This is a genomic window from Virgibacillus litoralis, from assembly GCF_017873675.1.
Classification (GTDB): Bacteria; Bacillota; Bacilli; order Bacillales; family Amphibacillaceae; genus Lentibacillus; species Lentibacillus litoralis.
In genome coordinates this window covers 85036-111230 of the sequence record NZ_JAGGKK010000013.1, presented here as the reverse complement: position 1 = coordinate 111230, position 26195 = coordinate 85036, and the positions used below count along the sequence as shown (strand labels likewise).

Sequence of the window (26195 nt, the reverse complement as noted above, 5' to 3'; positions counted from 1 at the left end):
CCTTATCTCTTGCCAAAATACTGATAATAATTTGTTTGGATGAACCCGTTGAATAGTTTCCGCTTTTTAGTAGCCTTTTGTCCGTATTCTTTTTCGAATGCTTCATATGCAGTTAATATATATACACTCCAAGTTGGATGCTGTTTCATTACATTGCCCAAATTCTGGTATATTTTTGCTGCGCCTTCCTGATCTCCAATACGTTGGCCATATGGGGGATTACCTACAATATACCCATTCTCTTTTCGTAAGAACAAATCCTTTACTTGCATTTGTTTCCATGAAATTAGATCTCCTAACCCAGCTTCCTTAGCGTTGTCGTTCGCAACTTTGATCATTTTATGGTCAATGTCAGATCCCGTGATATCCAATTTTTGATCATAGTTTGCTTTATCTTCAGCCTCTTGAAAAGCTTCTTCCCAATACTGGTCTTTGACGAATGGCCAGTTTTCAGAGGCGAATTCACGATTAAACCCAGGAGCAATATTTTGACCAATTAATGCTGCTTCAATCGGGATTGTACCAGATCCGCAAAATGGATCTATTAAAGGCTGCTCTGGCTTCCAATTCGTTAGCTTCAAGAGTGCTGCAGCCATTGTTTCCTTAAGTGGGGCTTCACCTTGTCCAACACGGTATCCTCTTTTATGTAACCCAGCACCTGATGTATCTAATGTTAGTATTGCTTCATCCTTATAAATCGCGACTTCTACTTTGTATAATGAGCCGGTTTCCGGCATTGTTGAAGCGACACCATATTTTAATTTTAACCGTTCAGCTATTGCTTTTTTAACGATAGCCTGACAGTCTGGAACGCTAAATAATGTAGATTTTACAGATTTACCTGAAACAGGAAACTTACCATCTTCCATAATATATTGTTCCCATGGCAGAGCCTTTGTTGATTCAAATAATTCATCGAATGTAGATACCTTGAATACACCTACCTTCAGTTTCACACGATCCCCTGTTCGTAACCACAAGTTACACCTGGGAATTGCAGACACTGGTGCTTGAAATACTACTTTACCGTTTTCGACTTCTACTTCATAGCCGAGCTGTTTTACTTCATTTGCTACTATAGATTCAAGTCCCATAGCAGCTGTTGCGATTAATGTTACCTCTTGTGTCATACATTTAGTCCTTTCATTTCCAAGAATTAGTTATAGTTTACCATATCATTTTAAAATTACTAATAGAAAACTAAGTCTAGGATTACTCATCTTTCGCATCTATAGAATAAGCTCAAACAGCTATTTTGAAAATTTCAAACGTTTTTACTTGCTGCCTTGACAACATTGATAAAAGTTTTTCGTACCTATAAGATATAAACGGCGAACGAGTGAAATTTGTAAGTTTCTCTAACCACGAGCTGGAATATGCCCTTTCCGTGAGCAAGTGCCTAGCTTGTTCTTCCCACAGGAGTCTCGCATATTCCAGCTGCTAGTTTAAATGATTTAATAATTTTTACTTTTTATCCATCACAATGTATAGTTTGTTATATTTTATCAAGTTATAACGAGCAAATCCCAGCGCAGGAAATACACGTAGACTCCTGGGGGAGGATAGGCCTAGATGAGACATCTGAGTGCGTCAGCACGAAGAGGGCTCAACAGCCGCCCTAGGTGCGCGAAGTGTATTTCCGTAGCGGTGTTACTGCACACACACAACCACTAGTTCGTAGTTTATATCAAATATGTACCATTGATCCAAAGTCAACTCAAGTAGTGTTTCTTCAACCTTTATTATCCTTTCAAGGTTTATGCATTCATTTTACGTTACGAAAGTTGAATTCTTATTATAGTTTCTTCCACAACAAAAAACCTTCCTAATTAAGACAATCAGAAAGGTTTGTTAATTTACGTATAGACCATTGAATACTCGGTAAGCCATGTTCTGTTCCAATGTACTCAAACGGTGGTCAACCTTGTACATTGGTCGTAATCATCTATCTACAAGCAATATATTACTTGTCCCTTTTTCGGTTCAATTTCCCTAATCAAGGATGCCCCTACCAATATTTGGGTTGCTCACTCGTGGGGTTTACCGCGTTCCACTCGGAATGTTTCCACTCCGACTACGTCACTGTGGCACTTTCAAGTGTATTAATCCATGTCATAAGAGTTAGGATTTTCCACTGCCATTAACCCAATCAGGTTATCCTGACTTATGATTTCGTCAGGCACGAACACTACAAACGTCTCAGCTTGTGTGAGCATGGACTTTCCTCTGCATACTAAATATACAGCGATTACGTGAGTACTCAACTTTTTTAGTAACTAAATTATAACATATTCACAAGCCTACTTCATTGGTAAAAAAAACTAAATTTAGGAATCAGCGTATTTTTTGCCAAAGACCGATTTCTCAAGATTGGATAAGCGTTTTAAGATGTCATAATTTACTTGATGGTTTGGAGTTGTTGCAGTTCTAGTTCTAGTTTGATCAGACTGTTTCTTTAGTCGGTCGTTTTCCTGCTTTAATTTCTCTATTTCTTGTTCATATGCTTCATAATCCTGAATGACTGTATCAAGAAACTCATCAACTTCTTCCTGATGGTAGCCACGCATTGCTGTTTTAAACTCTTTTTCCAGAATTTCTTTTCCATTGAGCTGAATGCGATTAGTATTCATTTAAAGTCACCTCATACTTTTTTAATTGTTTTTCTCTACTAGTGATTAATAAGTAAATGTCAATTTTAATTGTATTGTTTGTCCCTTTAATTTATGCATGATTTCTTCCTTAACCATAGTATAACATTATTAGGTGAACTTGTCTTTTGGGTTAATAAAATGTTAGGACTTGGCATCCGTTAAATGGATTCTTATGTAGTACATCTTATACTTTGGAATGCAAGCTTTAATATAAGTCTTAATTACTCTTTTGCAGCAAGAAAGTATTCTTACTGCAAAAAAATGAAGCTGAAAGTAACAGCTCCATTTTGATCTATTTTTCGGTTAAATCTTCTGGCTGAAAAGAAAAAGGCAATAGTTCATCCATCGTAACGGATTTAATATCATTATGTAAGTTTGTTAAATGGACTGTTAATTTACTATCAAAAAATTCGCTCATTACCTGCCGACATGAACCACAAGGAGGTACGGGCCGTTTAGTATCAGCTACTACTGCCATTTCTTTGAATTCACGTTCACCATCTGCAATTGCTTTAAAGATTGCTACTCGTTCAGCGCAGCAACTTACAGGATATGCTGCATTTTCAATATTACATCCTGTATATACTTTACCTGATTTGGTTAACAATGCAGCTCCTACAGGGAATTTTGAGTATGGAACGTATGCTTTATTTCGAATAGTAATTGCCTCTTGAATCAATTCTTTTTCACTCATACCATGTTCCCCCTTCACACTAAATGGAAGGTAATTATAATAGATAAAGCTGGTCTTGTAAAGTTTTTACATGTTATTATGCTTAAGCTCTCTTAATAATTGATCCAATACATAGAGTACTGAATGATTTAATTCCATGTACCTTTTTCTCTTTGCATCGATGTAGAAACTATGCATTAATAATAACTCCATATTTTCCTTTGTAGAAGTTACCTGCTGAGGATGGATATTAACTTTACGATCCTTAACAACTTGAAGTGTACTTTCTTCCCATTCCTCTAAGAATAAATATATAGGTGCTGTATATTCTTTTACCATAAGAAAAAATTCTTTATCTTTTTTATTCTCAGGTGGGTTATTTTTTTCGTATCTTTCTTTTAATTTATCTACATGTTCTTTAAATTGCTTTGTTTGTAATTCCAATTCCATAAAAACTGTCCTGCCTTTATAAAAATATTTTCTAACAGGTACATTTTATCATTACTAATTCAAATAAGCACATATTAGGATAATCTTTTTTTAGCTTTCGGTGCATAATTGGACATTAGAAGCTTATCTCTTTTCGTGATTTTTTGGACAGATGAATACACGCGATTAATTTCTTTTTGTTGTTCCTGGAAATTGAAGTCTATGCTATTATCTGTTCCCATCGTAATTTTTTGTTCAATCAGTCTTAATTGATCAGCTAAATCCCCGATTGAATTTCTAAATTTCCTTTTATCTATTCCATGAACCTTCTGATTCATATCCTTAATAATTGCCATAACAACCACCCTTTTTATATAAGTATTAATTACATTTTCGAGGAATATTTAGTCATCCCTTCCCCTTCGACAAAACTAGAAGAAATATGGCAAAACAAGTGTAGTTTCGCTGATATATAGACAAACTAAATGGAAAGGAGGTGTCAATATGGTGAAAAAGAAATCCCAACAAAAAGCAGAAAATGACCGACAAAAGAAGCGAAATCATACAGGAGATAAAAAGTTAGATGGTCCAAATCGTCCATCAACATAATCTTTAGAAAAGGGTTTGTATCATACAAATCCTTTTTCTATTTAATGCTATTTCTTAAGTGATAATAGGCATAAAGTAATTCTCTTCTTTTGTAGAATGACTGGCTGACGTCTGAATTCAAATTGTCTTCTGAGCTTTCCATCCATTTTTTCTTTATCCCCCCTCTTTTATACCAATCCAATCGAATAATATCTTGATGAGTGATTACTGGATACACAGTTCGTAATAAAGGTCCTTTTTCGAACTGTTTTCCAAGAAATTGTTCATAATCCCAGCGAGAACCGGTATGTTCAATTGAATGGGCAAATTCAAGCAACCGATCATAAATCATTGGTTTAAACATGATGGACGCTATACGCTTTCCTAAATCGATACGTTTTGAAAGGTTTGTGAAATCATGTACGTATGTACCATATAAAAGGCTTTTTCTTGTGGGTAAAATAATAGCATTCATAAATAAAAAATCTTGTAATAGGTATGGCAGTCGTAAAAAAATATGATACTTAAAATAAGACTGTTGAATGACAGGTTTTTGTATTATATTCTGTTCATTAATTATTAAGGCAATCATAAGTCTTTCTTTATCATTATCTTTCCAATAATTATTCCATTCTTGAACCATAAACTGTGATACATTTAAATTTGGTAATAGATGGAACATTGATCTGTTTAATTGAATCGAAAGTTTATAAACAAGCAACTGTGGGTACGCATCAGAAAAAATCAGCCAGTTTGCTCGTTCATATGTCATAAACAATTGCTTGTTTTGGTCACTTGAAAGAATTTTTTGAAATGGGGATAAAAATAAATCTGTCATATTCCATCCAGCATTCCGGGATACCATACTTGCAATGAATGCCCATTTTATCTCATTAAACTCCATATAAAAGTTTTGATATGCTTTTGTTCGGGAAATGTTATCGGTGTTATGCTGATTTGTCTTATTTATAATATAATAGAGATAATCATTATTTCTTAGTTTGGGATTCATAATAGCACCTCTTTCAGATGTCTGTTTGATTTTACAAACAAGAAAGATAAATACTTTCTTATCTGCTAAGATAACACCAAAAACTTTCATAAAAATCCCTTTAATGAATGCCAAATTTTTTAATAGTTATCATCTTGTAGTATTTTTGGTATGATATTTAAATATGCAAGGGGGAAAATAATGAATTATCCAAACGGAAAAAAGAATAACGTGAAACAACAATCGTCAGATCCTAAGCTTGGTTTTAGTAACCGTGGGATGACGCTGGAGGATGATATAAATGCGACAAATACCTATTACCTGGATAGAGATAAAGCAATTATTCATAAAAAGCCAACACCTGTACAAATAGTAAATGTACATTATCCTAAACGGAGTGCTGCTGTCATAACTGAAGGCTATTTTAAACAAGCATCTACAACTGACTATAATGGTATATATAAACACAAATATGTTGATTTTGAGGCAAAGGAAACGAAAAATAAAACGCGATTTCCGCTTGCGAATATACATGAACACCAAATAAAGCATATGAAATCGATAATTGATCACGGAGGCGTTAGCTTTTTAATAATTCGCTTCGCAGTATATAATGAAACATATTATATGCCTGCTGAATCCTTCATTCCACTCTGGGATAAGCAGTTTAATGGTGGGAAAAAGTCAATACCATATGAAACCATCAGAGAAAAAGGATATGTAATTCCATTTCACTATCAGGCAAGAGTTAACTATTTAGAAGTAATAGATAAGCTTTATTTTTAGATTGGAGGAAGATGAGCTATGGCAGAAAAAGGCCAGTCTCGTACAGCAAGAAGAAAACAAAAACAATCAAAAAAGAAACCATTATGGAAAAAGATATTATTAATAACAGGTATTGCAGTTCTAGCAATCGGTATTGGTGTAGGTGCACTATTTACCTATTATATTGCTACGGCTCCTGAAATTGATGCGTCTAAATTATCCATCCCATTTTCATCAAAAATATATGATAAAGATGGAGAATTATTTGCCGATTTAGGCGCAGAGCAACGCACGAAGGTCGAGTATAATGAAATTCCCGATGTTTTAGAGGATTCTGTTATTGCTACAGAAGATTCAAGATTCTATGAACACCCTGGAATTGATATATGGCGTATCGGTGGAGCTATAATAGCTAATGTTACCAATGGATTTGGTTCTGAAGGTGCCAGTACAATTACCCAACAAGTAGTTGAGAAATCTTTTTTATCACCTGAAAAGAAAGTTAGCATTAAAGTTCAAGAACAATGGTTAGCTTTAAAACTGGAACAGGAATATTCAAAAGAACAAATTTTAGAGATGTATTTAAACAAAATTTATTATGGTAATGGTGCTTACGGCGTTGCCAAAGCGGCTGAATTATATTTTGGTAAAACTGACTTAAGCAAGCTTAATTTGCCAGAAGCTGCAATATTAGCTGGGTTGCCGCAAAGGCCATCAGCATATAATCCATACAAAAATCCTGAATTAATGAAAAAACGTATGAATACCGTTTTAAGTCTAATGGTTCAGCATGGAAAAATATCGCAGAAACAAGCTGATAAAGCGAGGGAAGTTGATATCCCTTCACTATTAGCTGGCGATCAGCCTGACACAACTCCATATCAAGCGTTCCTCCAAAAAGTACGCGATGAAGTTGAAGAAAAAGTAGATGGCGCGGATATTTATACGGATGGTTTGAAAATTCATACAACTATTGATACAGATGCACAAGAATATGTTGAATTTTTATTATCAGACAGTGAGGATAACCCGATTAATTATCCAGAACCTGTTACAGACCCTGCAAACCCTGATGGTGATAAGGTCAAACTGCAAGCAGGTATGACTGTCCTGGATACAAAAACTGGGGCTATCCGAGCAATCGGTGGTGCACGCGGCGGTCTAGAGAACGATGGTTTAAATTACGCAACTGATATTAGCCGTCAGCCCGGGTCAACATTCAAACCGATAATTGACTATGGTCCAGCAATTGAAAACAAAAAATGGTCAACATATCATCAATTAAATGATGATGGTCCATTTGATATAGCTGGTACAGATGATCAAATAAACACTTGGGTGAACAACGGTCATTATTACGATTGGGTATCAATGCGCTTCGCTTTAGAGCAATCGTTGAATGTTCCTGCTGCTAAAACATTTGAAGAAGTTGGCAGAGGTACGGCAAAAGAATTCGCAAAAGGGTTAGGTATTGAATTTGAAAATGATGAAATACAATTAACTGATTCTATTGGTGGATCCTCAGGTACGAATCCAACGAAATTAGCTGGTGCGTATCGAGCTTTTGCAAATGAAGGTATCTACAATGAGCCTTATGCTGTCACAAAAGTAGAGTTTCCAGACACAGGAAAAACTGTCGATTTAAAGCCCGAGCCTAAACCGGCGATGTCTGACTATACTGCTTATATGATTACAGATATGTTGAAAAATGTTGTTACAGAAGGTACTGGTAAATTAGCCAATGTACCAGGACTGCCTGTAGCAGGTAAAACCGGAACAACAAACCGCGATGATGTAGAAGGTTCTCCAGATTCTTGGTTTAGTGGATATAGCACGAATTATACTATCTCCATTTGGACTGGTTACAATAATAATAATATTGGTATTTCTGACACAAAAATACCGCATGCATTATTTAAAAATACGATGACAGAGTTATCCAAAGATAAGGAGACACCAGACTTTACAAAACCAGATTCTGTCGTAGAGGTTGCTGTTGAAGAGGGATCTAGACCTGCTAAGCTTCCAAGTGACTTCACACCAGATTCGGAGATTGTGACAGAACTATTTGTTAAAGGTAATGAACCGACTGACACATCTGAAAAATATGATCAATTAGATCCTGTTGAAGGTCTAAAGGCTTCTTTTGATAAAGAGTCCAATACTATACAGGCTGAATGGAAGTATAATTCAGATGAGGATGTTTCATTTGAAGTGAGTGCAAGTGTTGATGGTGGAGAAATGCAAAGCTTATCTTCCACCGAAGAAACATCAATTGAAATTTCAAATGTCGAACCTGGTTCTGAATATGAAATACAGGTTGTGGCTGTTAGTAATGAAACAGAAGCTAACTCAAGTGAACCAAAAACAGCGTCAGTTAAAGTTCCTGAGGAAGAAGAAGACGAAGAAGAGGAAGAAAATGGTGAAGGTAATATACCTTCAGTTAGTGATCTGAGCGCTTCAGTGTCTGGCTCGACTGTTGATGTATCTTGGGGATATAATGGACCACCAGCACGTTTTGAAGTGGTTGTCACACAAGATGGCAGTGAGGTTAATAGGCAAACTGTTGAATCCATGGGTATTGTAATTGAAGATGCCCCGCCTGGGTCTTATACCATTACCGTTACACCTATTGGTCAAAATGGGGCTAATCAGGGAGTCAGAGGAGATTCCAGCAGCGCTCAAGCTACTGTTGAAGGTGAATCGGATGAACCGGGCGATGACGGTGGTGGTGGCACCGGTAATGAAAATGACGGTGGCGCCGATGATGAACAAAATAACTAATTAGTTAAAGAGGCAACCTTCTTCATTGAAGGTTGCCTCTTTTTAAGTCTCTATTATTATGTTTGTTAATCAATCATTTCAGCCTTTTTCATCCGTTTCTGCCCTTCCCTGCAAAGTTCCAGTAACGGACATTCCGGGCATTGCGGATTTCTTGCTTTACAGTGATATCTGCCAAAAAATATCATTCGATGATGTGTATCAGCCCACTCATCTTTTGGGACCTTCTTCATTAATGTTTGTTCAACTTCCAACACCGAATCCTTCCACCGACAGATCGCCAGCCTTTTAGCAACGCGCTCTACATGTGTATCTACAGCTATCGCTGGTTCTCTAAATGCAACAGAAGCTACTACATTTGCAGTTTTTCGTCCTACTCCTGCAAGTTTCATTAATTCAGTTTTGGTTTTAGGTACTTCTCCACCATAATCATCGATCAGCATTTGGCATAGCTTTCGAATATTTTTTGCCTTATTTCGATATAAACCAATTGATTTTATATCCTTTTGCAATTCTTCCAATGAGACAGCTAAATAATCTTCTGGTGTTTTATATTTCTTAAACAAAGGTTCCGTTACTTTGTTTACAAGTACATCAGTGCATTGTGCAGATAATAATACAGCGATTACCAATTCAAATGGGTTGGAGTGACGGAGTTCGCACTCAGCTTGAGGATACATTTCCTTCATCACATCTAAACAGTAATTTACTTGATTTTTATTTAGCATTTAATTGTCCTCCCCATCAAGCCAATTATAATAAAAAGATGTATCGCGTTTCTTATTGGTATCAGTTTGTTTTTGTGTTTGTGCTTGGTTTTGATGAAAGGATTTACTAGCCTGGCGAGCTTGTTCAACAGTATGGATTCCTTTCTTTTGCCAGTCTCGAAGAATTCGGTCGATATATTTAAAATTTAGCTTAGCCATTAGTACAGACTCTCGCAATGCAGCCTTAATTAAGGCTGGTTTAAGTTCATCTGCATCCAGCCAGGTATTTATCATTTCGATTTCAAACGGAGACAATGGTCTCCCAAATTCCTGCTCAAATAAAATAAAAATAGTACCATCTTCTTGTGTGCTTACTTTCTCTTCTTCCTTTGTAAATAATTTTTCCCACAGTGGGTTTAAGCTGTATACTTCGCTTAATTGGTCCTGTTCATTTTTCAATTGTTCTATTGACAAAAAGTTTTTTTGGATAAGCTTTCGTAAAATATTTGCACATTCCTTTTCATCAAAAGTTAAATGTGATGCTAGGTCATTAGGGGTAGGAAAGTCATTATTATCCTGCATGAAACGAAGTACTTGTAAAATAAGCATGATTTCTTTTTCATTTAGACCCAATGATGTATAGTCATCAAGTAATTTTATTGGTATTTGCAGTTGATTTGTTATTATATCCTGAAATGAAATCGATTTCTTCATTATGTGTAACACCTCATTTCCCAGTATAGCATGAATTTAATTTTATCAAGATTATAAAATCCCTTGCCATCCATCTGCAAGGGATTTTTACATTATTATAGTGCAAAACTTAGACTCTGTGGATAACCAGAATAGTTTGTCAAGTTCATTAAGGATACAATCGGTTTAATAATCTAGGGAATGGTATAGTCTCTCGCACATGTTCTACACCAGACAGCCATGCAACTGTTCTTTCAAGACCTAATCCAAATCCTGAGTGTGGTACGCTGCCATATTGACGTAATTCCAGATACCATTTATAAGCCGGACCAGTTAAATCATGTTCTTCATATCGCTGTTTCATTAATTCCAAATCATCAATACGCTGAGAACCGCCAATAATTTCTCCATAACCTTCTGGAGCGATTAGATCAGCACATAGAACAACGTCTGATCTTTCTGGGTCTGGTTTCATATAAAATGCTTTTATTTCAGCCGGGTAATTTGTAATGAAAACTGGTTTATCGAAACTTTCAGCGATTGCTGTCTCGTGTGGGGCACCAAAATCAACTCCCCATTCAACATCATCAAACCCTTTATTCTTCAACATCTCGACAGCATCATCATAACTGATCCTTGGGAAAGGTGCTTTGATTTTTTCAAGTTTAGATGTATCCCTTTCAAGGGTATCCAATTCGAGTTTACAATTTGTAAGTACTGATTGAACAACAAAACTCACATACTGTTCTTGCACCTCTAGACTATCATTATGATCCATAAATGCCATCTCTGGTTCAATCATCCAGAATTCAATTAAGTGTCTTCTTGTTTTAGATTTCTCAGCACGGAATGTTGGTCCAAATGAGAATACTTTTCCCAGTGCCATTGCTGCAGCTTCCAAATATAACTGACCACTTTGTGATAAGTAAGCTTCTTCATCAAAATACTGCGTATGGAACAACTCTGTAGTACCTTCTGCTGAAGCCCCAGTTAAAATTGGAGGATCGACCTTTACATAACCATTTTCATTAAAAAATTGGTATGTGGCACGTATAATTTCATTTCTTATTTTCATAACTGAATGTTGCCGTTTTGAGCGTAGCCACAAATGACGATGATCCATTAAAAATTCTGTTCCATGCTCTTTTGGAGTTATTGGATAATCAACTGCTTCTTGAATCAATTTAATGTCACTAACTTGCATCTCATATCCAAATGGGCTTCTTTTATCTTCCACAATATTACCTGTTATGTACATTGATGATTCCTGTGTCATATTCTTGGCAAGTTGAAAGATATCTTCTGCAACATCGCTTTTGGCAACTACTGCTTGCATAAAACCTGTTCCATCCCTGAGTTGTAAAAAGGCAATTTTACCACTCGACCGTTTATTAGAAAGCCATGCTCCAATTGTAACTACTTGTCCTTCATATTTTGGTACTTGCGAAATCGTTGTTTTCAAGAAAATTACCTCCATTGCTATGATTGATGGTTTAACACAAAACGCTTGATTCGCTTTGCGGCTTCTTCTAATAAATCAATTGATGTTGCATAAGATAAACGTACGTTATTTGGTGCCCCAAACCCTGATCCAGGAACTAGTGCAACTTTTTCTTCTTCAAGTAATGCAGTAACCCATTCATCAGCAGATTCAAATCCATTGCTTTTTACTGCGTCAATTACATTTGGAAACAGATAGAATGCACCTTTTGGCCTAATACAGGAGATGCCTGGGATATCATTCAATAATTCCAATAATAATTCAAGACGATTACTGAAAGTAGACCGCATTTCCTCATTTGGATCTTCCTTTGTATTATACGCTGCTAACGCAGCATACTGTGCAATTGATGTAGGATTTGATGTCGAATGAGACGCTAAATTTGTCATTGCTTTAATGATTTCCTTTGGTCCTGCTGCATATCCTATTCTCCAACCTGTCATTGCATGTGATTTCGATACACCATTGACAATTACTGTCTGTTGTTTTAACTGATCTGATAGTGCAGCAATTGAAACATGGTTATCACTGGTATAGATTAATTTTTCATAAATTTCATCTGACACAATTAAGATATTGTGTTCTAAACATATTTCTCCTAGCTTTTTCAGTTCTTCTTCATCATACATCATCCCAGTAGGATTACTTGGTGAATTTATGATAAATGCTTTTGTTTTGGATGTTATTGCCGATTCAAGTTGTTCTGGAGTCAGTTTGAAATTATTTTTTTCATCTGATTCAACGACAATAGGTTTCCCACCAGCTAATTTAATTTGTTCTGGATAACTGACCCAGTATGGTGCTGGAACAATGACTTCATCGTCCTCATTGAGTATCACTTGAAATAATGTGTATAAAGCATGTTTCGCGCCTGTTGTGACAATTATCTGGTCTGTTGAGTATTCTAACTCATTATCTTGTTTAAACTTGCTGACAATCGCTTCTCTAAGGTCCAGAATACCTCCAGATGGCGTATATTTAGTAAAACCATTCTTCATTGCAGATTCAGCAGCCTTAATAATGTATTCTGGCGTATTGAAGTCTGGCTCACCCGCTCCAAGTCCAATAACATCATGACCTTGATTTTTAAGTTCTTTTGCTTTTGCAGTAATTGCTAATGTTGATGATGGCGTTAATGTTTTTACTCTCTTTGCTAAATCCATGTAATCACCTTTCTATTTGAACATATGGTTAAAACGGAATTGTTCAATACGTGTACTATCATAAATGGATAAGTAATCAATAACGTATCGATTTGAATCATCTGTAAACGTAATCTCCCATGATGGCTTATCACCAACTAATGCTGGAGTAATATCAAAAAGATTACAGTTTTTGCAAGATTCATTCCACCCTTTTCGTATAGATTCTTCTGAAATTATTTCAGATTTATCTACAATGGTTATATCTTCAATATTTTTGCTAAAAGGATAGTAAATTATTTTCTGTTTGTTGTTGTTTGTTTCCCCATAAATTATATAATAAGCTTTATCACCGTGAAATCTTTTTACTTTGTCAATTGTTACTATTTCTGTTTCTGCCATCACTTCATCTTTCACATCTTCAAATGATGATGTTTTATCCTGTTGAATAGCATTATATAAATAAATACCATAAATAAAACAAGCAATCAATATAAGTAATGTTACAGCAAAAACCCACTTAAGCCAATCAGGTATGTTAAGCCGTGAATAACGCTTATTTTCCATTGGCCTCAACAAACGGTGAAATAATGTAACCAACTATTTTATAATTAACTGAAGAACAACTAGATGTCTCCAATTTATTATCCATCGTTTTCCCTCCAATAATAAATACTACTTGTTTTATCAAATTTTACTACACATAGTGTTCTTCGTATTTGCGAACAATATAGGTAACGTTGAATAAATAGGATGAATTACAATATATAGTATAACAAGCATTCGTGTAAATTTGTTTTATTTTTATTTATTTCAACAATATCTCCTATCCCATATCATACCATATCATACTGATGTATCACTTGGTACATCAGTATATTTTTTGCCGTTAAGAACGTACAAATACTTTCTTACTGTTTTAGCGCAGTGCAACTAAGGTTTAACCATAAGTCAAGTTTTCTAATATTTAATAATGATCTAAATATGTCACGTCAGTCCACTTATTCACCTATGACTAAAACCAATCCATTGCCTTGTCCATTAGTGCCTGGGTAGAATTATAAGTGGTTGGGACGGAGGGAATTGACTCCGTAAAATATTTTCCATATCGAGCTTTAATAATACGTGCATCACAGACAAAAACAATACCTCGGTCATTAGATGAGCGTATTAACCTGCCAAAACCTTGCTTAAAACGAATAACAGCATTAGGTAATGCTAATTCAAAAAAAGCATTTTTACCTTCTTCTTTTAAATGATTTGATTTTGCTTCGTATACCGGATGATTAGGCGGTTGGAATGGAAGACGCACAATCATTAGGCATGATAAATCATCGCCCGGTATGTCGACACCTTCCCAGAAGGAACTTGTTCCTAACAAAATTGACTGATCAAACGTTTGAAAATTCTTCTTTAATCGGGATCTGCTGCCGCTTGAAATACCTTGTGCAATTAGCATATATTTATTAATATCAATTGTCTCTCTTAACAAATTATATGATTTTCTAAGCATGTCATAGGACGTAAATAACACGAGCATTCTTCCATTTGTTATTTGTGCTAACGACAAAATGGCCTCACATGTGGAATAAATAAAATCATCCAGGTTTCCATGTTTGATATCAGGAAAGTCATCCGGAATCATTAACTGCACTTGATTCTCATAAGAGAATGGAGAATTAATTTTAGTTGTCAGCGTTTGATCAGATTCCAGTCCTAGCCGATTCTTAATAAAAGAAAATGAATTTTTCATTGTCAATGTAGCACTTGTAAGAATAATACTTTGTTTTTGATTAAAGAAATCCTCTGAAAGCAATGTAGACATATCTGTTGGTTCACTGTATAGGTATACAGCGTTTTTTGCTCCATAAGCCTCAATTTCCATCCATTTAACATTTGCAATTCCCTCATCCGATAAAAACAATTGCTCAAGGGAATCAATAATCAATTGAATTGCTTCCATAATTCTGGTTAGTTCTTCCAAATTATTTTTATCAATATCTTTTTCTTTTAAAAGAGATTGTTTTAATTGTGATAGCAAATGAATAAGATCTCTAAGATAGAATGTCAAGCGTGTTGACATTTCTATGATGACATTCCATTGTGCTGAATTTTTTTCTACTTCATCAAAGCGATACTGGATTCTTCCAATATCACTTAATGATTTTTCCTTCTGTTTTTGTTCTATAACATACTGAAAAAGCATACGGAATAAATCATCAACCTCATATTTAGCTTTGTTATAAATGTTATCCCATTCATCCACTGCAAAGCTTTTATTGTTAGCAGGGTAATTTGTAAGTAGCTTACCTAGCCAATTTCCATCATTTGTATCACCTATTTGCGTTAATGTATACTGCACATGGACATAATCAAGCTTTAAACCATAATGTTTTGAAGCTGTTTCTTCCAAATGATGTGCTTCATCAATAATTGCCTTGTCATAGGAGGGTAATAATTGATAATCATTAAACATATCAGTACATAATAATGCATGGTTCGTTATCAAGATATCTGCCTGCTGTGCTTTTTTACGCGCTTTTTGATAATACGAACGTGAAAACCAAGGATTTGTTGGATCAATTGAACCTTCTGTATCTGTTGATACTTTTCTATAAAATAAGTAACCGCTTGAAGGTAACTGGATTTCATCGATATCCCCTGTAACTGTTTCAGTCAACCAAACAAGTATCATTGCCTTAGTCAGCGTTATATCATAGTTATCTGCTTGTTCTGAAGATAATGCACGTTCAAATTTTTCCAAGCTAATATAATGTTGTTTTCCTTTAAGCAAAGCTATCTTAAATGGAATTGGCACCAGTTTATGAATTAATGGAATCTCTTCATCCATTAACTGGGATTGTAGCTGAGTTGTATATGTACTAATAATAATTCTCTTTTTTTCTGATACCGCCTCATAAATTGCAGGGATTAAATAGGCTAACGTTTTACCCGTTCCGGTCTCTGCTTCAATTAAGGCGTGATTTTTCATTCGAAAAGCATCGTAGACGTTTTCGGACATTTCACGTTGCCCTTCTCTTTTTTCATAATTAAGCATTTGTTGGTGCATTGTACCGTCATTTTCATAAATTTCGTCAAGAAAATTTCCAAAAGCTGTTTCGATATCTTTTTTATCTTGTTTCGTTTCATCTGTTGACTTAAAGGCCAACCCTCTGTACGTATCAATATCATCATCTTCATAAACAGAAAAAGCTAGCTCTTGCTGTTGTTCATAAAGCAAGTTATATATGTCTGACTTTAGCATCTTTTCCAGCTTTAATAAATGCGTAACGGTTTCATAAGGTAATGAATTTATCTTCTGCTTTAATTTTAAAAACAATTTCGCTGTCACATATGCATCTGACAAAGCTCGATGTGGATCATTATGCATAATTTGGAGGTGCTCTGCCAATTGCCCCAATTTATAACTGGGAGCCTTGGGATATAACATACGGGAAAGCTCAACCGTATCGATTACCGAGTTACTTAGTTGCCGATAACCATTAGATGCCAGCTCCTCATTCAAAAACCCTAAGTCAAAAGGAACATTATGAGCAATTAAATAGCTATTATCAAATAAATTAATAATTTCTTGAGCCTTTTCTTCAAACATTGGGGCATCTTGTACATCATGATCAGTTATACCAGTCAAATTTGTTATAAAAGATGGAATTGGCATATTCGGATTAAAGAAGCTGGAAAATTCGTCAGTAATTTCATTATTTTGAATAACAACGATTCCAACCTCGATAATTTTATCATGTTCTGCCGGAAAATGACCTGTAGTTTCCAGATCAATCACAACAAATTTTTCATCCATACTTCCACCTATCTCTCATGTTACTTAGCTTTAATTGTATATCCACATTTCTTATTATCGTTTCCGTATAAGCAAAAAAAACTCTTACCATATAAACTGATAAGAGTTCTACCTGATAACCAAAAATATTACATCTCGGTCAGCGGTGGTTCTTGCTCAATAAGTTGCTCAATCTCATTACTGTTATTCATAATGGCAACTTTTGGTTTATATGATGCTAATTCATCATTCGAAATAAGTGCATACGAAACAATTATAACAATGTCATTTGGTTGGACAAGGCGTGCTGCAGCACCATTTAGACAAATAGTACCTGACCCTCTTGCTCCGGGTATCACATATGTTTCAAGCCGTGATCCATTGTTGTTGTTCACGATTTGAACTTTTTCATGTGGCAGCATATCAACCTGATCCAATAGATCCTGATCTATTGTAATACTGCCCACATAATTTAAATTCGCTTCCGTAACTCGCGCGCGATGTATTTTTGCTTTCATCATAGTACGAAACATGAAACTGCCTCCTAGTAAAATTGCTTTATCAGCTTTCCATTTTCATTAAAGATAATATTGTCAATTAATCTTGCGCGATTAAATTGCACTGCAACTGCTAAAACAACATTATTTTTAATGGTGGAGACTGATTGCAACTCTGGATAACTCAGCATTTCGACATAATCGACAGTACCAGAGGTTTCTCTGTTTATTACATCAATTACCTCTTTTACAATAATAGCAGGATTTTGCTCTCCGTCAACCACTAGTTGGTGACCATACTCAAGTGCTTTTTTTAGCCAAACTGCCTGATTTCTTTCGACATTGGCTAAATTCACGTTTCTGCTGCTCTTTGCTAATCCATCATGCTCACGGATAGTTGGTAATGCAATAAGTTGAATAGGAAAATTCAAATCATTTATAAGTGCGTCGACAACTGCTACTTGTTGAGCATCTTTCAAACCAAAATATGTTTTATTCGGGCGTATTATATTAAATAATTTGGTTAAAACAGTTATAACTCCTTCAAAATGACCTGGTCGTGATCGCCCGCATAGAACATTCGCTCTCTCTTCAACCGATAAGGTTATATTCATATTAGTCGGGTACATTTCCTTAACATTTGGAATAAACAATATATCTACTCCTGCCTGTTCTGCAAGCTGGATGTCTTGTTCCTCATCGCGCGGATAATGCTCATAATCTTCATTTGGTCCAAATTGCAAAGGGTTCACAAAAATACTTGTAACGACAACTTCATTATCTTCGGCTGCCTGCTTCATTAATGCTAAGTGTCCTTCATGAAAATATCCCATGGTTGCAACAAATCCTATGCTTTTGGATTTGGATATTTTAATCATTTTTTCCTGCATTACAGTTGTTGAACGTATTATTTTCATATTATCTACCTTCTGTATTGTTTGGTAATAAATCTTTATTCCTAATCATAAACGAATGTTCATCTAGTGGAAAAGTTCTGTCTTTAACATTTGATATATAGGACTCGATAGCCTGTGTTCCGACTTTATTAAAATCAGCATACGGCTTTACGAATTTTGGTAAACGATCCACTCCATACTTTAAAATATCATGATAGACGAGAACCTGTCCATTGCATTCCACACCAGCACCAATTCCGATTGTAGGTATTGAGACTGTATTTGTCACGATTGCTGCAAGCTCCTTAGGAACACATTCCAATACTAAAGCAATAGCACCCTTAGCAGCTAATTGCTTTGCATCATGAAGCAGTTTTTCACCTGCCTCTTTATCTTTCCCTTGTACTTTGTAGCCACCTAGTACATTTACGGATTGAGGTGTTAGACCTAAATGTGCAACAACTGGGATCCCAGCATCTGTTAGACGTTGTACAAGTAATAGAACTTCTTCTGATGCACCTTCTACTTTGACAGCCTGTGCATCTGTTTCTTGAAAGATTTGCTGTGCATTTTGTAAAGATGCTTCTAATGAAACATGATAAGACATAAAAGGCATATCCACTACAATATAAGTGCTTTTAGCTCCACGTTTTACTGCTTTAGCATGATGAATCATGTCATTTACCGTGACTTTCACTGTGGAATCGTACCCTAACATAACCATTCCTAACGAATCACCGACCAGAATCATATCAATCCCAGCTTCCTCAGCAAGTTTTGCAGAAGGATAGTCATATGCAGTTATCATTGTTATTTGTTCTTCTTCCCGCTTCATTTTCTGCAAATCCATTCTACTTAGCATTTTCGCTCTCTCTCCCCATAAACCATTCGATCTCCCCTGAATATATTTTTTTGATTTCATCATTTTCTGTTTTTGTTAGTAATGCTCCATCTTCAGCTATTCCTAAAAATTTGGCTTTCCATTCTTTATGTAACGTCTTTATTTTAATTTGCTCGCCGATTCGATAACCATAGCTCTCCCATTTATATTTCACATCTGGAAATCCGTTTTGCATGAAAGAGTCGTAAGAATTCTCGAATGATTGAAGTACATGCTGGATAAAATCTTTTATATTCCATTGATGTCCGGTTTGAATATGAAGAGAAGTTGCTTTATCTTGTATTTCTTTATCAAAATCTTCTGTTATTTGATTAACATTTATTCCTAACCCAATTACGACATATTGGATTTGATCTTGTTCTGCCTGCATTTCCGTTAGGATACCAGCAGTTTTTTGATCGCTAATTAATATATCATTTGGCCATTTGATCTTTGGTGTTAACGCAGTGTGCTCTGCAATTACATCAGCAAGTACTGTTGCTGATAATAAAGTTAACTGTGGTGCCATTACTGGCAGAAAGTTTGGTCTAAGAATAATACTCATCCAGATTCCTTTACCCTTCGTGGAATCCCATTGGCGATTCATTCTTCCTTTACCCTTCGTTTGTTCATCTGCTATGACTATTGTACCATGTTCAGCATTCTCTTGTGCAGCCTGATGGGCAATTTGCTGAGTAGTAGTTGTTGATGTCTTGTGAATTATCTTTTTTCCAAGCCAACCGGTTCTTAAGCCCCATTGAATTGTGTTTTCACTCACTTTATCCGGGAATTTAACAATTCGATATCCTTTTCTTGAAACTCCTTCTACATGATACCCGTCTTTTTCAAGTTCTTTCATATGTTTCCAGATAGCACTTCGGGATATCTTTAGTTTTTCAGATAAGAACTGTCCAGATACAAATTGTTTGTCGCTGGTTTCTAATAATTCGATTAATCTATTACGTGTGGATTCCATTTTATCCAATCCTTTAAATCAATTTTATGATTCTTTAAATTCCCTGATAACACTTCATGTTCAACTTTAGTTAATGTATTTCCAATCCATGGTCCGCTTTTCAATTGAGGGAACAATCCGCGCACATCATCTCCGGTGATTGCCAGGTCTTTTTTTGACTTGATTGGTAGACTATTGTCTATTTGCACCAGTTCATCTATTAAAACAATCTGATTAAAGATCATATTAACTAATTCTGAAAAAACCTGGTAATAGTTGGATGGTAAACAATATACCAACAAACGATCCAACCCGCAATTTTTATATTGCAATAAAGCATCATTTAGAATCAGGGCTTCATTTTTAACGTTATTTGAGCATTTCCATTCACTAACCCATTTTTTTATACTTATTGTCGGAGCTAAAAAATGAAAAAGCGCAATAACTCCTCCAAATGATTGTATTGCTTGCATGTTCTTCGGAAGGAGTTTGATGATATCTGGGTGTTCATTCATGATAGGTAAATGTTGATAAACCTTTGTATTTGATAAATAGTTAATACCATTTTCGATATAATCCCCAGCAAATAATTTAGCCATTTCATTATTTACTCGCTCAACAGCAATGTTTTCAATTTCGCTTTTAACTAACTTCATATCTTTTATAGTATTGGGGCTGATGTGAAAACCCAGTTGACTGGAAAATCGCAGCGCACGAATAATACGCAAAGGATCTTCCTTAAATCGATCATAACCATTACCAACCGACTGAATTACTTTGTTTTCAATATCGCTTCTCCCGCCGAATAAATCAATAACATCTCCTTTTTTATCCATAGCGAGAGCATTAATTGTAAAATCACGGCGTTTTAGATCCTGATCTATTGTTTGAATAAATTCAACCTTGTCAGGATGTCGTTGGTCCGAATAACTTCCTTCAACGCGAAAAGTAGTGACTTCGTACGACTGATGGCGATGACGCACAATTACTGTGCCATGCTCCAATCCGACTGGAATGACCTTATTAAAAATTTGCTGGATTACACTTGGAGGTGCAGATGTTGCTATATCAATGTCACCAATTTCGCGTTTGAGTAATAGATCCCTTACACATCCACCAACAAAATATGCTTCATAACCAGAATTTTCAATATGATTTAGTACCTCTTTTGCTTCAATAAACGGTTTGGTAAATAACACAGTAATCACCATTATTTCTGTTTAATATTAATTCATTATATCATCATATAAATCTGTATACTGCTGAACAATATCATGCGAATAAAAATGATCTTTGGCATGTGTTAAAGCATCTTTGGAAAATCGGTCTAAAAGTGTTTCATCTTTAAGTAAATGAATTGCGTATTCCGATGCTTTAGTAATATCACCTAACTCAATTATGTAGCCAGTTTTATTATGATCGATTACCTCAGGTATTCCACCGACATTTGTTCCAATACACGGTACCTCACAGGACATCGCTTCTAATAAAACAAGTCCAAAACTTTCCTTTTCTGACATGAGCAACTTCAAATCAGAAATAGATAATAAGTCACTAACTTTCTTTTGTTTGCCTAGAAAAAGAACTTGGTTTGTAAGTCCTAATTTTCCAACTAAATGATATACCTCAGAATATTCAGGTCCATCTCCGACCAAAATTAATTTTGATCTAATATTTTTTTGAATTTTGTAGAATGTATGAATTACATCTTCCACCCTTTTTACTTTACGGAAATTTGATATATGAATGATTACTTTTTCATCGGGTGCGATTCCATATTGTTGTTTAATTCCAGGAGGTTCGTTTTTATAATATTCTTCTTCGTTAACAAAATTATATATAACATTGATATTCTTATCGACACCAATTATATCTTTAGTTTGTTTCACCAAACTATTTGATACGGCTGTAACAGCATCAGACTTTTCTATGCCATGTCTGATCATTTTTTTAAGGGAATGATCAATCCCCAAAACAGTAATATCCGTACCATGTAATGTTGTCACAATTTTTACATCATGTTTTGCAATATCTTTCGCCAGAATTGCACATATGGCATGGGGCATTGCATAGTGTACGTGAAGAATATCCAATTTTTCCTGATCAATCACTTCAGCCATCTTATTTGCTAGAGCAAGGTCAAATGGAGGATATTGAAAAACTGGATAGTGATTTAGTTCAACCTCATGGTAATAGATATTGGGATGTACCCGATTTAACCGGAACGGTAGACTGGATGTTATAAAATGAATCTGATTTCCTTGTTTTGCCATTAGCATCCCAAGTTCGGTAGCAATAATTCCTGACCCACCTACAGTCGGGTAGCAAGTTATTCCAATCTTTTTCATTTGTCAATTTCCTCACTTCTATTTTGCTTTACAATTTCACGCCACTCGAAGTCACCTCTTCCTAATGCTCGTATCACAATCTCAGCTGCAGCTAAATTAGTAGCAAGAGGAATTAAGTGAACATCACAAAGGCGCATTAATGCGCTAACGTCTGGCTCGTGTGGCTGGGCTGTTAATGGATCTCTGAAAAAAATGACAACATCCATTTCGTTATTTGCAATCTTCGCACCTATCTGCTGATCTCCTCCAATTGGACCCGACTGGAATCGGTGAATATTCAGTCCGGTCTCTTCAGTTATTCTAGTTCCCGTAGTTCCGGTTGCAAATAAGTCATGATCCTGTAAGACATGTTTATATGCAATACTGAAATTAATAATGTCCTGCTTCTTTTTATCGTGTGCAATTAATGCGATGTTCATTGGTATCCGCCTCACTACTCCAGTATATTTTCTAATCCGTAGACTAGTTTATTTAAATTCATTACTTCATTAACAGATAGTTTCACCCCATCCATAAATGATTGACGGTTATAGGAATCATGTTTAATTGTTAACGTTTGACCTGGACCCCCATAAACCACTTCTTGATGGGCAACAAGTCCTGGCAGGCGTACACTATGGATTCTAATTCCATCTGTTTCTGCCCCTCTAGCACCTTCCATTACTTCACGTTCGTCGGGATGTCCTTGTTGCTTACTCTCTCTTGTTTCCTTTATCATATCTGCAGTTTTAACAGCTGAACCTGATGGCGCATCTAATTTCTGATCATGATGTTTTTCAATGATTTCTACATCCGGTAAGTATTTTGCGGCTGTCTTGGCAAATTGCATCATCAGAACAGCACCAACTGCAAAGTTAGGTGCAATGATACAACCTATGTTATTCGTACTGGATAAGTCAGACAACATCTTAATCTGCTCAGCTGAAAATCCTGATGTTCCTACTACTGGTCTAATATTGTGTTGAAGAGCTAATTTTGTATGTAAATACCCTGCATCCGGGACTGTCAAATCAATTAAAACATCTGCAGTCACTTCTTGAAAACATACTTCAGGATTTTCAAAGATTGGTACATACAAATCTGGAAGGTCATTAATATCTTTTATTTTTTTGCCATGATTTTTTCGATCAAGACATGCAACCAATTCAAATGATTCCTCATTGTTTACCATATGAACAGCCTCAGATCCCATTTTCCCTCTTGGTCCTGCAATAATTATTTTAATACTCATGTCTATATGCCTCCTGTTATGTCTACTTATACTTGTTAGTGTATTAATCTTTGTGTGTCCAACGATCTTTATCTCTTGATTCTATTTTGTTGATAGATAAATCAAAGGCTTCCGACATATCTATGTCAAGTGAATTTGCAAAGCAAGTAAGAACGAATATGATATCACCAAGTTCTTCATCAATATTCTTCTGTGTTTCAGATGATTTTTTAGGTTTTTCACCATAGTAATGGTTTACCTCTCTTGCCATCTCTCCTAATTCCTCAGTTAATCTGGCCATAAGACTTAATGGAGAAAAATAACCTTCCTTGAACTGTGAAATATATGCATCGACTCTTTCCTGAATTTCATCTGTGCTATATGATTTACTTTTTTCTAACATACTAAATTACTCCTCTAACTTGTTTAATCTTCTTTCATGTTAGCTAAAAGGCCCTGATTTGACAAATTATTAATCTGATTATCGTTTTTTGTTTGATTGTTCTTCGTTGTTAAATTGTCTATAATAATAAAAGTGTCATTTAAGAGAATGTTACATATAAAAGGGATCGGAGGTTGTGCGGATGGTTTTTGGTCTTAAAATAAAAAATATTATATTTATTCTGCTGGGGTCTGCCATTTTTTCATTTGGAATTGTTCACTTTAATATGCAAAACAACTTAGGAGAAGGTGGATTTACTGGAATTACATTACTCCTTTATTTTTTATGGGAATGGGATCCAGCAATAACAAATATTGTTCTCAACATTCCTGTCTTTTTCATAGGGTGGAAATTTCTTGGACGTAATACATTTTTGTATACGATAATTGGTACATTTGCTGTATCCGTTTTTCTGTATATTTTTCAAATCAACCCATTCCCAACATACCTGCAGTCAGATATGACACTTGCAGCACTTTTTGCAGGTGTCTTCATCGGTATCGGATTAGGTATTATCTTCCGTTATGGAGGTACAACAGGCGGTGTTGATATCATCGCAAGACTAGTCCATAAATATGCAGGCTGGAGTATGGGTAAAACAATGTTTCTTTTCGACTTTATTGTTATTTCAACATCGGTCTTCACCATTCTTGAATTGGTTGAGGGCATGTACACATTGGTAGCTGTATATATTGCAGCTCGGGTAATTGACTTTATCCAGGAAGGTGCTTATTCAGCTCGTGGCGCAACGATAATTTCCAGTCATAGTAAAGATATTGCCTCAAAGATTAATAAAGAAATGGATCGTGGTGTAACTGTATTGTCTGGGAAAGGAAGCTTTACCGGTGAAAATCGCGATGTTCTATATTGCATAGTCGGAAGGAATGAAATCGTTCGGCTTAAAAATATTATAAATGCAATAGATCCTCATGCCTTTGTTGCGGTAAGCTCTGTTCATGATGTAGTTGGTGAAGGATTTACATTAGATGAAAACAAAAATCCAATAGATGACTAATACTTCTATTATTATTATCGAACACCGAAGCAAAAAAGTGGCATAATTTTATATTTTAGACTGCTTTCTAGACACGTTTTTTAAAATATGCCACTTTTCAATACTGACAAACGATTGTAGTTGTGAAGTGACACAGTAGGTACTGCGGAAGTTGCTTGCCTTAAATCTATGGATGCGTCCTATTCAGTCTTCCCAACAATTATTCAGTCCTTAGCTAGTCACTTGGACATTTATTCAGCTTTCAGTGTGTGGTATTCAGTATTCAACAAGATTTTTTCAGTTTTCAGCAGTTTTTTATACTCAAATTGAAAAGCATTACGAACCAGTGGTCGCAAAATACATTAGGGTGTTTGCCTATTAAGTCTAGACTAATACAGTGACTCGGCCGTAAACCTTTCAAAGTCAATAATTCCTGGTGAACTAAAAAGAGCATTGAATTGCTTTACAATTCAATGCTAGATTTACTCTATATTCTTATTTTAATTTGTACACTAAAAAACTGGACAACTTAAATTAAATTTTATTCACTGCTCGCAGCATAGATTAGAACAAACCTGATAAGTTCAGCTAGAGCCACGACTGCCGCGGCTACATACGTTAATGCTGCAGCATTTAGTACTTTCTTCGTTTCACGTTCTTCATTATTTCGGATAACACCGGTTGAAACTAATTGCCCCATTGCTCTATTTGAAGCATCAAATTCAACTGGCAGTGTAACTAATTGGAATAACACCGCAGCAGACATGAAAATGATTCCAAATAGTATCAAATTAGGCGAAAAAAGAATACCGGCAAATATTAGAAAGAACGACATTTTAGAACCAAAGCTTGCTACAGGGACCAATGCATGTCTGAAACGCAGAAATGCATAATCTTGTGCATCTTGTATCGCATGGCCAACTTCGTGAGCAGCAATAGCGGATGATGCCATTGATTGTCCGTAATAAATATCTTTTGAAAGTCTTAATACTTTTTTACGTGGATCGTAATGATCGGATAGAACACCTTTTGTTACTTCTATATCCACATCAAATATTCCGTTATCATTTAAAATTTTACGTGCAACTTCGGCGCCTGTCATTTGTGATGAAGTCGCTTTTTTTGAATATTTTTTATACGTTTTTTTAACCTTTGATTGAGCCCAAATTGGTATTATCAACAACAGTGCTATATAAATTAAATATCCGCCAAGACCGCCTAGCATATTCATTCCTCCATCATTAAAGTATATA

At 35.4% G+C, this 26195-nt stretch carries 26 protein-coding genes and 1 other RNA gene; 4 read left to right on the top strand and 23 right to left on the bottom strand.

Annotated elements, in window-relative coordinates; genetic code table 11:
- Positions 1-2: 2 nt before the first annotated feature.
- The 6 genes from J2Z82_RS12340 to J2Z82_RS12315 all read right to left on the bottom strand — a co-directional run bounded on the left by J2Z82_RS12340 (position 3) and on the right by J2Z82_RS12315 (position 4109).
- Positions 3-1130, bottom strand: coding sequence for a THUMP domain-containing class I SAM-dependent RNA methyltransferase (locus J2Z82_RS12340; protein ID WP_209481094.1), 1128 nt, complete (start codon positions 1128-1130; stop codon positions 3-5).
- A gap of 747 nt (positions 1131-1877) precedes the next feature.
- Positions 1878-2260: RNase P RNA component class B (gene rnpB, locus J2Z82_RS12335), an RNA gene on the bottom strand.
- A gap of 67 nt (positions 2261-2327) precedes the next feature.
- Complete coding sequence (gene gpsB / locus J2Z82_RS12330) at positions 2328-2630, bottom strand: cell division regulator GpsB (RefSeq protein WP_092492744.1); 303 nt, start codon at positions 2628-2630, stop codon at positions 2328-2330.
- A 313-nt stretch (positions 2631-2943) separates the two neighbouring features.
- Positions 2944-3345, bottom strand: coding sequence for a cytidine deaminase (locus J2Z82_RS12325; RefSeq protein WP_209481093.1), 402 nt, complete (start codon positions 3343-3345; stop codon positions 2944-2946).
- Between the two features lie 66 nt (positions 3346-3411).
- Positions 3412-3774, bottom strand: coding sequence for a DUF1798 family protein (locus tag J2Z82_RS12320; protein ID WP_209481092.1), 363 nt, complete (start codon positions 3772-3774; stop codon positions 3412-3414).
- 74 nt (positions 3775-3848) lie between these two features.
- Entirely contained in the window at positions 3849-4109 is a 261-nt protein-coding gene (locus J2Z82_RS12315; RefSeq protein WP_209481091.1) for a hypothetical protein, read from the bottom strand.
- A 148-nt stretch (positions 4110-4257) separates the two neighbouring features.
- On the opposite strand from J2Z82_RS12315, the gene J2Z82_RS12310 reads away from it, so the two are divergent.
- Positions 4258-4362, top strand: coding sequence for a spore protein (locus tag J2Z82_RS12310; protein ID WP_209481090.1), 105 nt, complete (start codon positions 4258-4260; stop codon positions 4360-4362).
- Between the two features lie 37 nt (positions 4363-4399).
- On the opposite strand, the gene J2Z82_RS12305 is transcribed toward J2Z82_RS12310, so the two are convergent.
- Positions 4400-5443 carry a DUF2515 family protein gene (locus J2Z82_RS12305; RefSeq protein WP_245251619.1) on the bottom strand — a complete coding sequence of 348 codons (1044 nt, stop codon included), beginning with the start codon at positions 5441-5443 and terminating at the stop codon, positions 4400-4402.
- A gap of 60 nt (positions 5444-5503) precedes the next feature.
- Here J2Z82_RS12305 and recU point away from each other — a divergent pair, with 60 nt between their 5' ends.
- Together recU and J2Z82_RS12295 are read left to right on the top strand one after the other, a co-directional pair.
- Positions 5504-6118 carry a Holliday junction resolvase RecU gene (gene recU, locus J2Z82_RS12300; RefSeq protein WP_209481089.1) on the top strand — a complete coding sequence of 205 codons (615 nt, stop codon included), beginning with the start codon at positions 5504-5506 and terminating at the stop codon, positions 6116-6118.
- 18 nt (positions 6119-6136) lie between these two features.
- Complete coding sequence (locus J2Z82_RS12295; RefSeq protein WP_209481088.1) at positions 6137-8881, top strand: PBP1A family penicillin-binding protein; 2745 nt, start codon at positions 6137-6139, stop codon at positions 8879-8881.
- 65 nt (positions 8882-8946) lie between these two features.
- Here the strand turns inward: J2Z82_RS12295 and nth are convergent, their stop codons facing one another.
- The 15 genes from nth to J2Z82_RS12220 all read right to left on the bottom strand — a co-directional run bounded on the left by nth (position 8947) and on the right by J2Z82_RS12220 (position 23909).
- Complete coding sequence (nth, locus tag J2Z82_RS12290; protein ID WP_209481087.1) at positions 8947-9606, bottom strand: endonuclease III; 660 nt, start codon at positions 9604-9606, stop codon at positions 8947-8949.
- Entirely contained in the window at positions 9607-10299 is a 693-nt protein-coding gene (locus J2Z82_RS12285; RefSeq protein WP_209481086.1) for a DnaD domain-containing protein, read from the bottom strand.
- Between the two features lie 148 nt (positions 10300-10447).
- Positions 10448-11740, bottom strand: a complete 1293-nt coding sequence (gene asnS / locus J2Z82_RS12280) for an asparagine--tRNA ligase (protein WP_209481085.1) — start codon at positions 11738-11740, stop codon at positions 10448-10450.
- 17 nt (positions 11741-11757) lie between these two features.
- Positions 11758-12942 (bottom strand): pyridoxal phosphate-dependent aminotransferase, encoded by a 1185-nt coding sequence (locus J2Z82_RS12275; RefSeq protein ID WP_209481084.1) that lies wholly within the window; start codon positions 12940-12942, stop codon positions 11758-11760.
- Positions 12943-12954: 12 nt separating this feature from the next.
- A complete protein-coding gene (locus J2Z82_RS12270) occupies positions 12955-13488 on the bottom strand; it encodes a cell wall elongation regulator TseB-like domain-containing protein (protein ID WP_209481083.1) in 534 nt (177 codons plus the stop codon).
- Positions 13489-13936: 448 nt separating this feature from the next.
- Positions 13937-16741: an ATP-dependent DNA helicase DinG gene (gene dinG, locus J2Z82_RS12265; RefSeq protein WP_209481082.1), complete on the bottom strand. Its 2805-nt coding sequence runs from the start codon at positions 16739-16741 to the stop codon at positions 13937-13939.
- A 128-nt stretch (positions 16742-16869) separates the two neighbouring features.
- On the bottom strand, positions 16870-17253 hold the full coding sequence (panD, locus tag J2Z82_RS12260) for an aspartate 1-decarboxylase (protein WP_209481081.1): 384 nt from the start codon (positions 17251-17253) through the stop codon (positions 16870-16872).
- An 11-nt stretch (positions 17254-17264) separates the two neighbouring features.
- A complete protein-coding gene (panC, locus tag J2Z82_RS12255; protein WP_209481080.1) occupies positions 17265-18134 on the bottom strand; it encodes a pantoate--beta-alanine ligase in 870 nt (289 codons plus the stop codon).
- Between the two features lies 1 nt (position 18135).
- Positions 18136-18975, bottom strand: a complete 840-nt coding sequence (gene panB / locus J2Z82_RS12250; RefSeq protein ID WP_209481079.1) for a 3-methyl-2-oxobutanoate hydroxymethyltransferase — start codon at positions 18973-18975, stop codon at positions 18136-18138.
- Positions 18965-19969 (bottom strand): biotin--[acetyl-CoA-carboxylase] ligase, encoded by a 1005-nt coding sequence (locus tag J2Z82_RS12245; protein ID WP_209481078.1) that lies wholly within the window; start codon positions 19967-19969, stop codon positions 18965-18967. Before J2Z82_RS12245 ends, panB begins: the two co-directional genes overlap by 11 nt.
- Positions 19945-21147 (bottom strand): CCA tRNA nucleotidyltransferase, encoded by a 1203-nt coding sequence (locus J2Z82_RS12240; protein WP_342453632.1) that lies wholly within the window; start codon positions 21145-21147, stop codon positions 19945-19947. Before J2Z82_RS12240 ends, J2Z82_RS12245 begins: the two co-directional genes overlap by 25 nt.
- A 27-nt stretch (positions 21148-21174) precedes the next feature.
- On the bottom strand, positions 21175-22296 hold the full coding sequence (bshA, locus tag J2Z82_RS12235) for an N-acetyl-alpha-D-glucosaminyl L-malate synthase BshA (protein WP_209481076.1): 1122 nt from the start codon (positions 22294-22296) through the stop codon (positions 21175-21177).
- Positions 22293-22715, bottom strand: a complete 423-nt coding sequence (gene mgsA, locus J2Z82_RS12230) for a methylglyoxal synthase (protein WP_209481075.1) — start codon at positions 22713-22715, stop codon at positions 22293-22295. The genes bshA and mgsA overlap by 4 nt, the downstream gene beginning before the upstream one ends.
- A gap of 14 nt (positions 22716-22729) precedes the next feature.
- Entirely contained in the window at positions 22730-23527 is a 798-nt protein-coding gene (dapB, locus tag J2Z82_RS12225; protein WP_209481074.1) for a 4-hydroxy-tetrahydrodipicolinate reductase, read from the bottom strand.
- A 43-nt stretch (positions 23528-23570) separates the two neighbouring features.
- Positions 23571-23909: a nucleotide pyrophosphohydrolase gene (locus tag J2Z82_RS12220; protein WP_209481073.1), complete on the bottom strand. Its 339-nt coding sequence runs from the start codon at positions 23907-23909 to the stop codon at positions 23571-23573.
- A gap of 181 nt (positions 23910-24090) precedes the next feature.
- Between J2Z82_RS12220 and J2Z82_RS12215 the strand changes: the two genes are divergently transcribed.
- On the top strand, positions 24091-24963 hold the full coding sequence (locus J2Z82_RS12215; RefSeq protein WP_209481072.1) for a YitT family protein: 873 nt from the start codon (positions 24091-24093) through the stop codon (positions 24961-24963).
- Positions 24964-25483: 520 nt separating this feature from the next.
- On the opposite strand, the gene J2Z82_RS12210 is transcribed toward J2Z82_RS12215, so the two are convergent.
- Positions 25484-26167, bottom strand: coding sequence for a zinc metallopeptidase (locus J2Z82_RS12210; protein WP_209481071.1), 684 nt, complete (start codon positions 26165-26167; stop codon positions 25484-25486).
- Positions 26168-26195 lie beyond the last annotated feature (28 nt).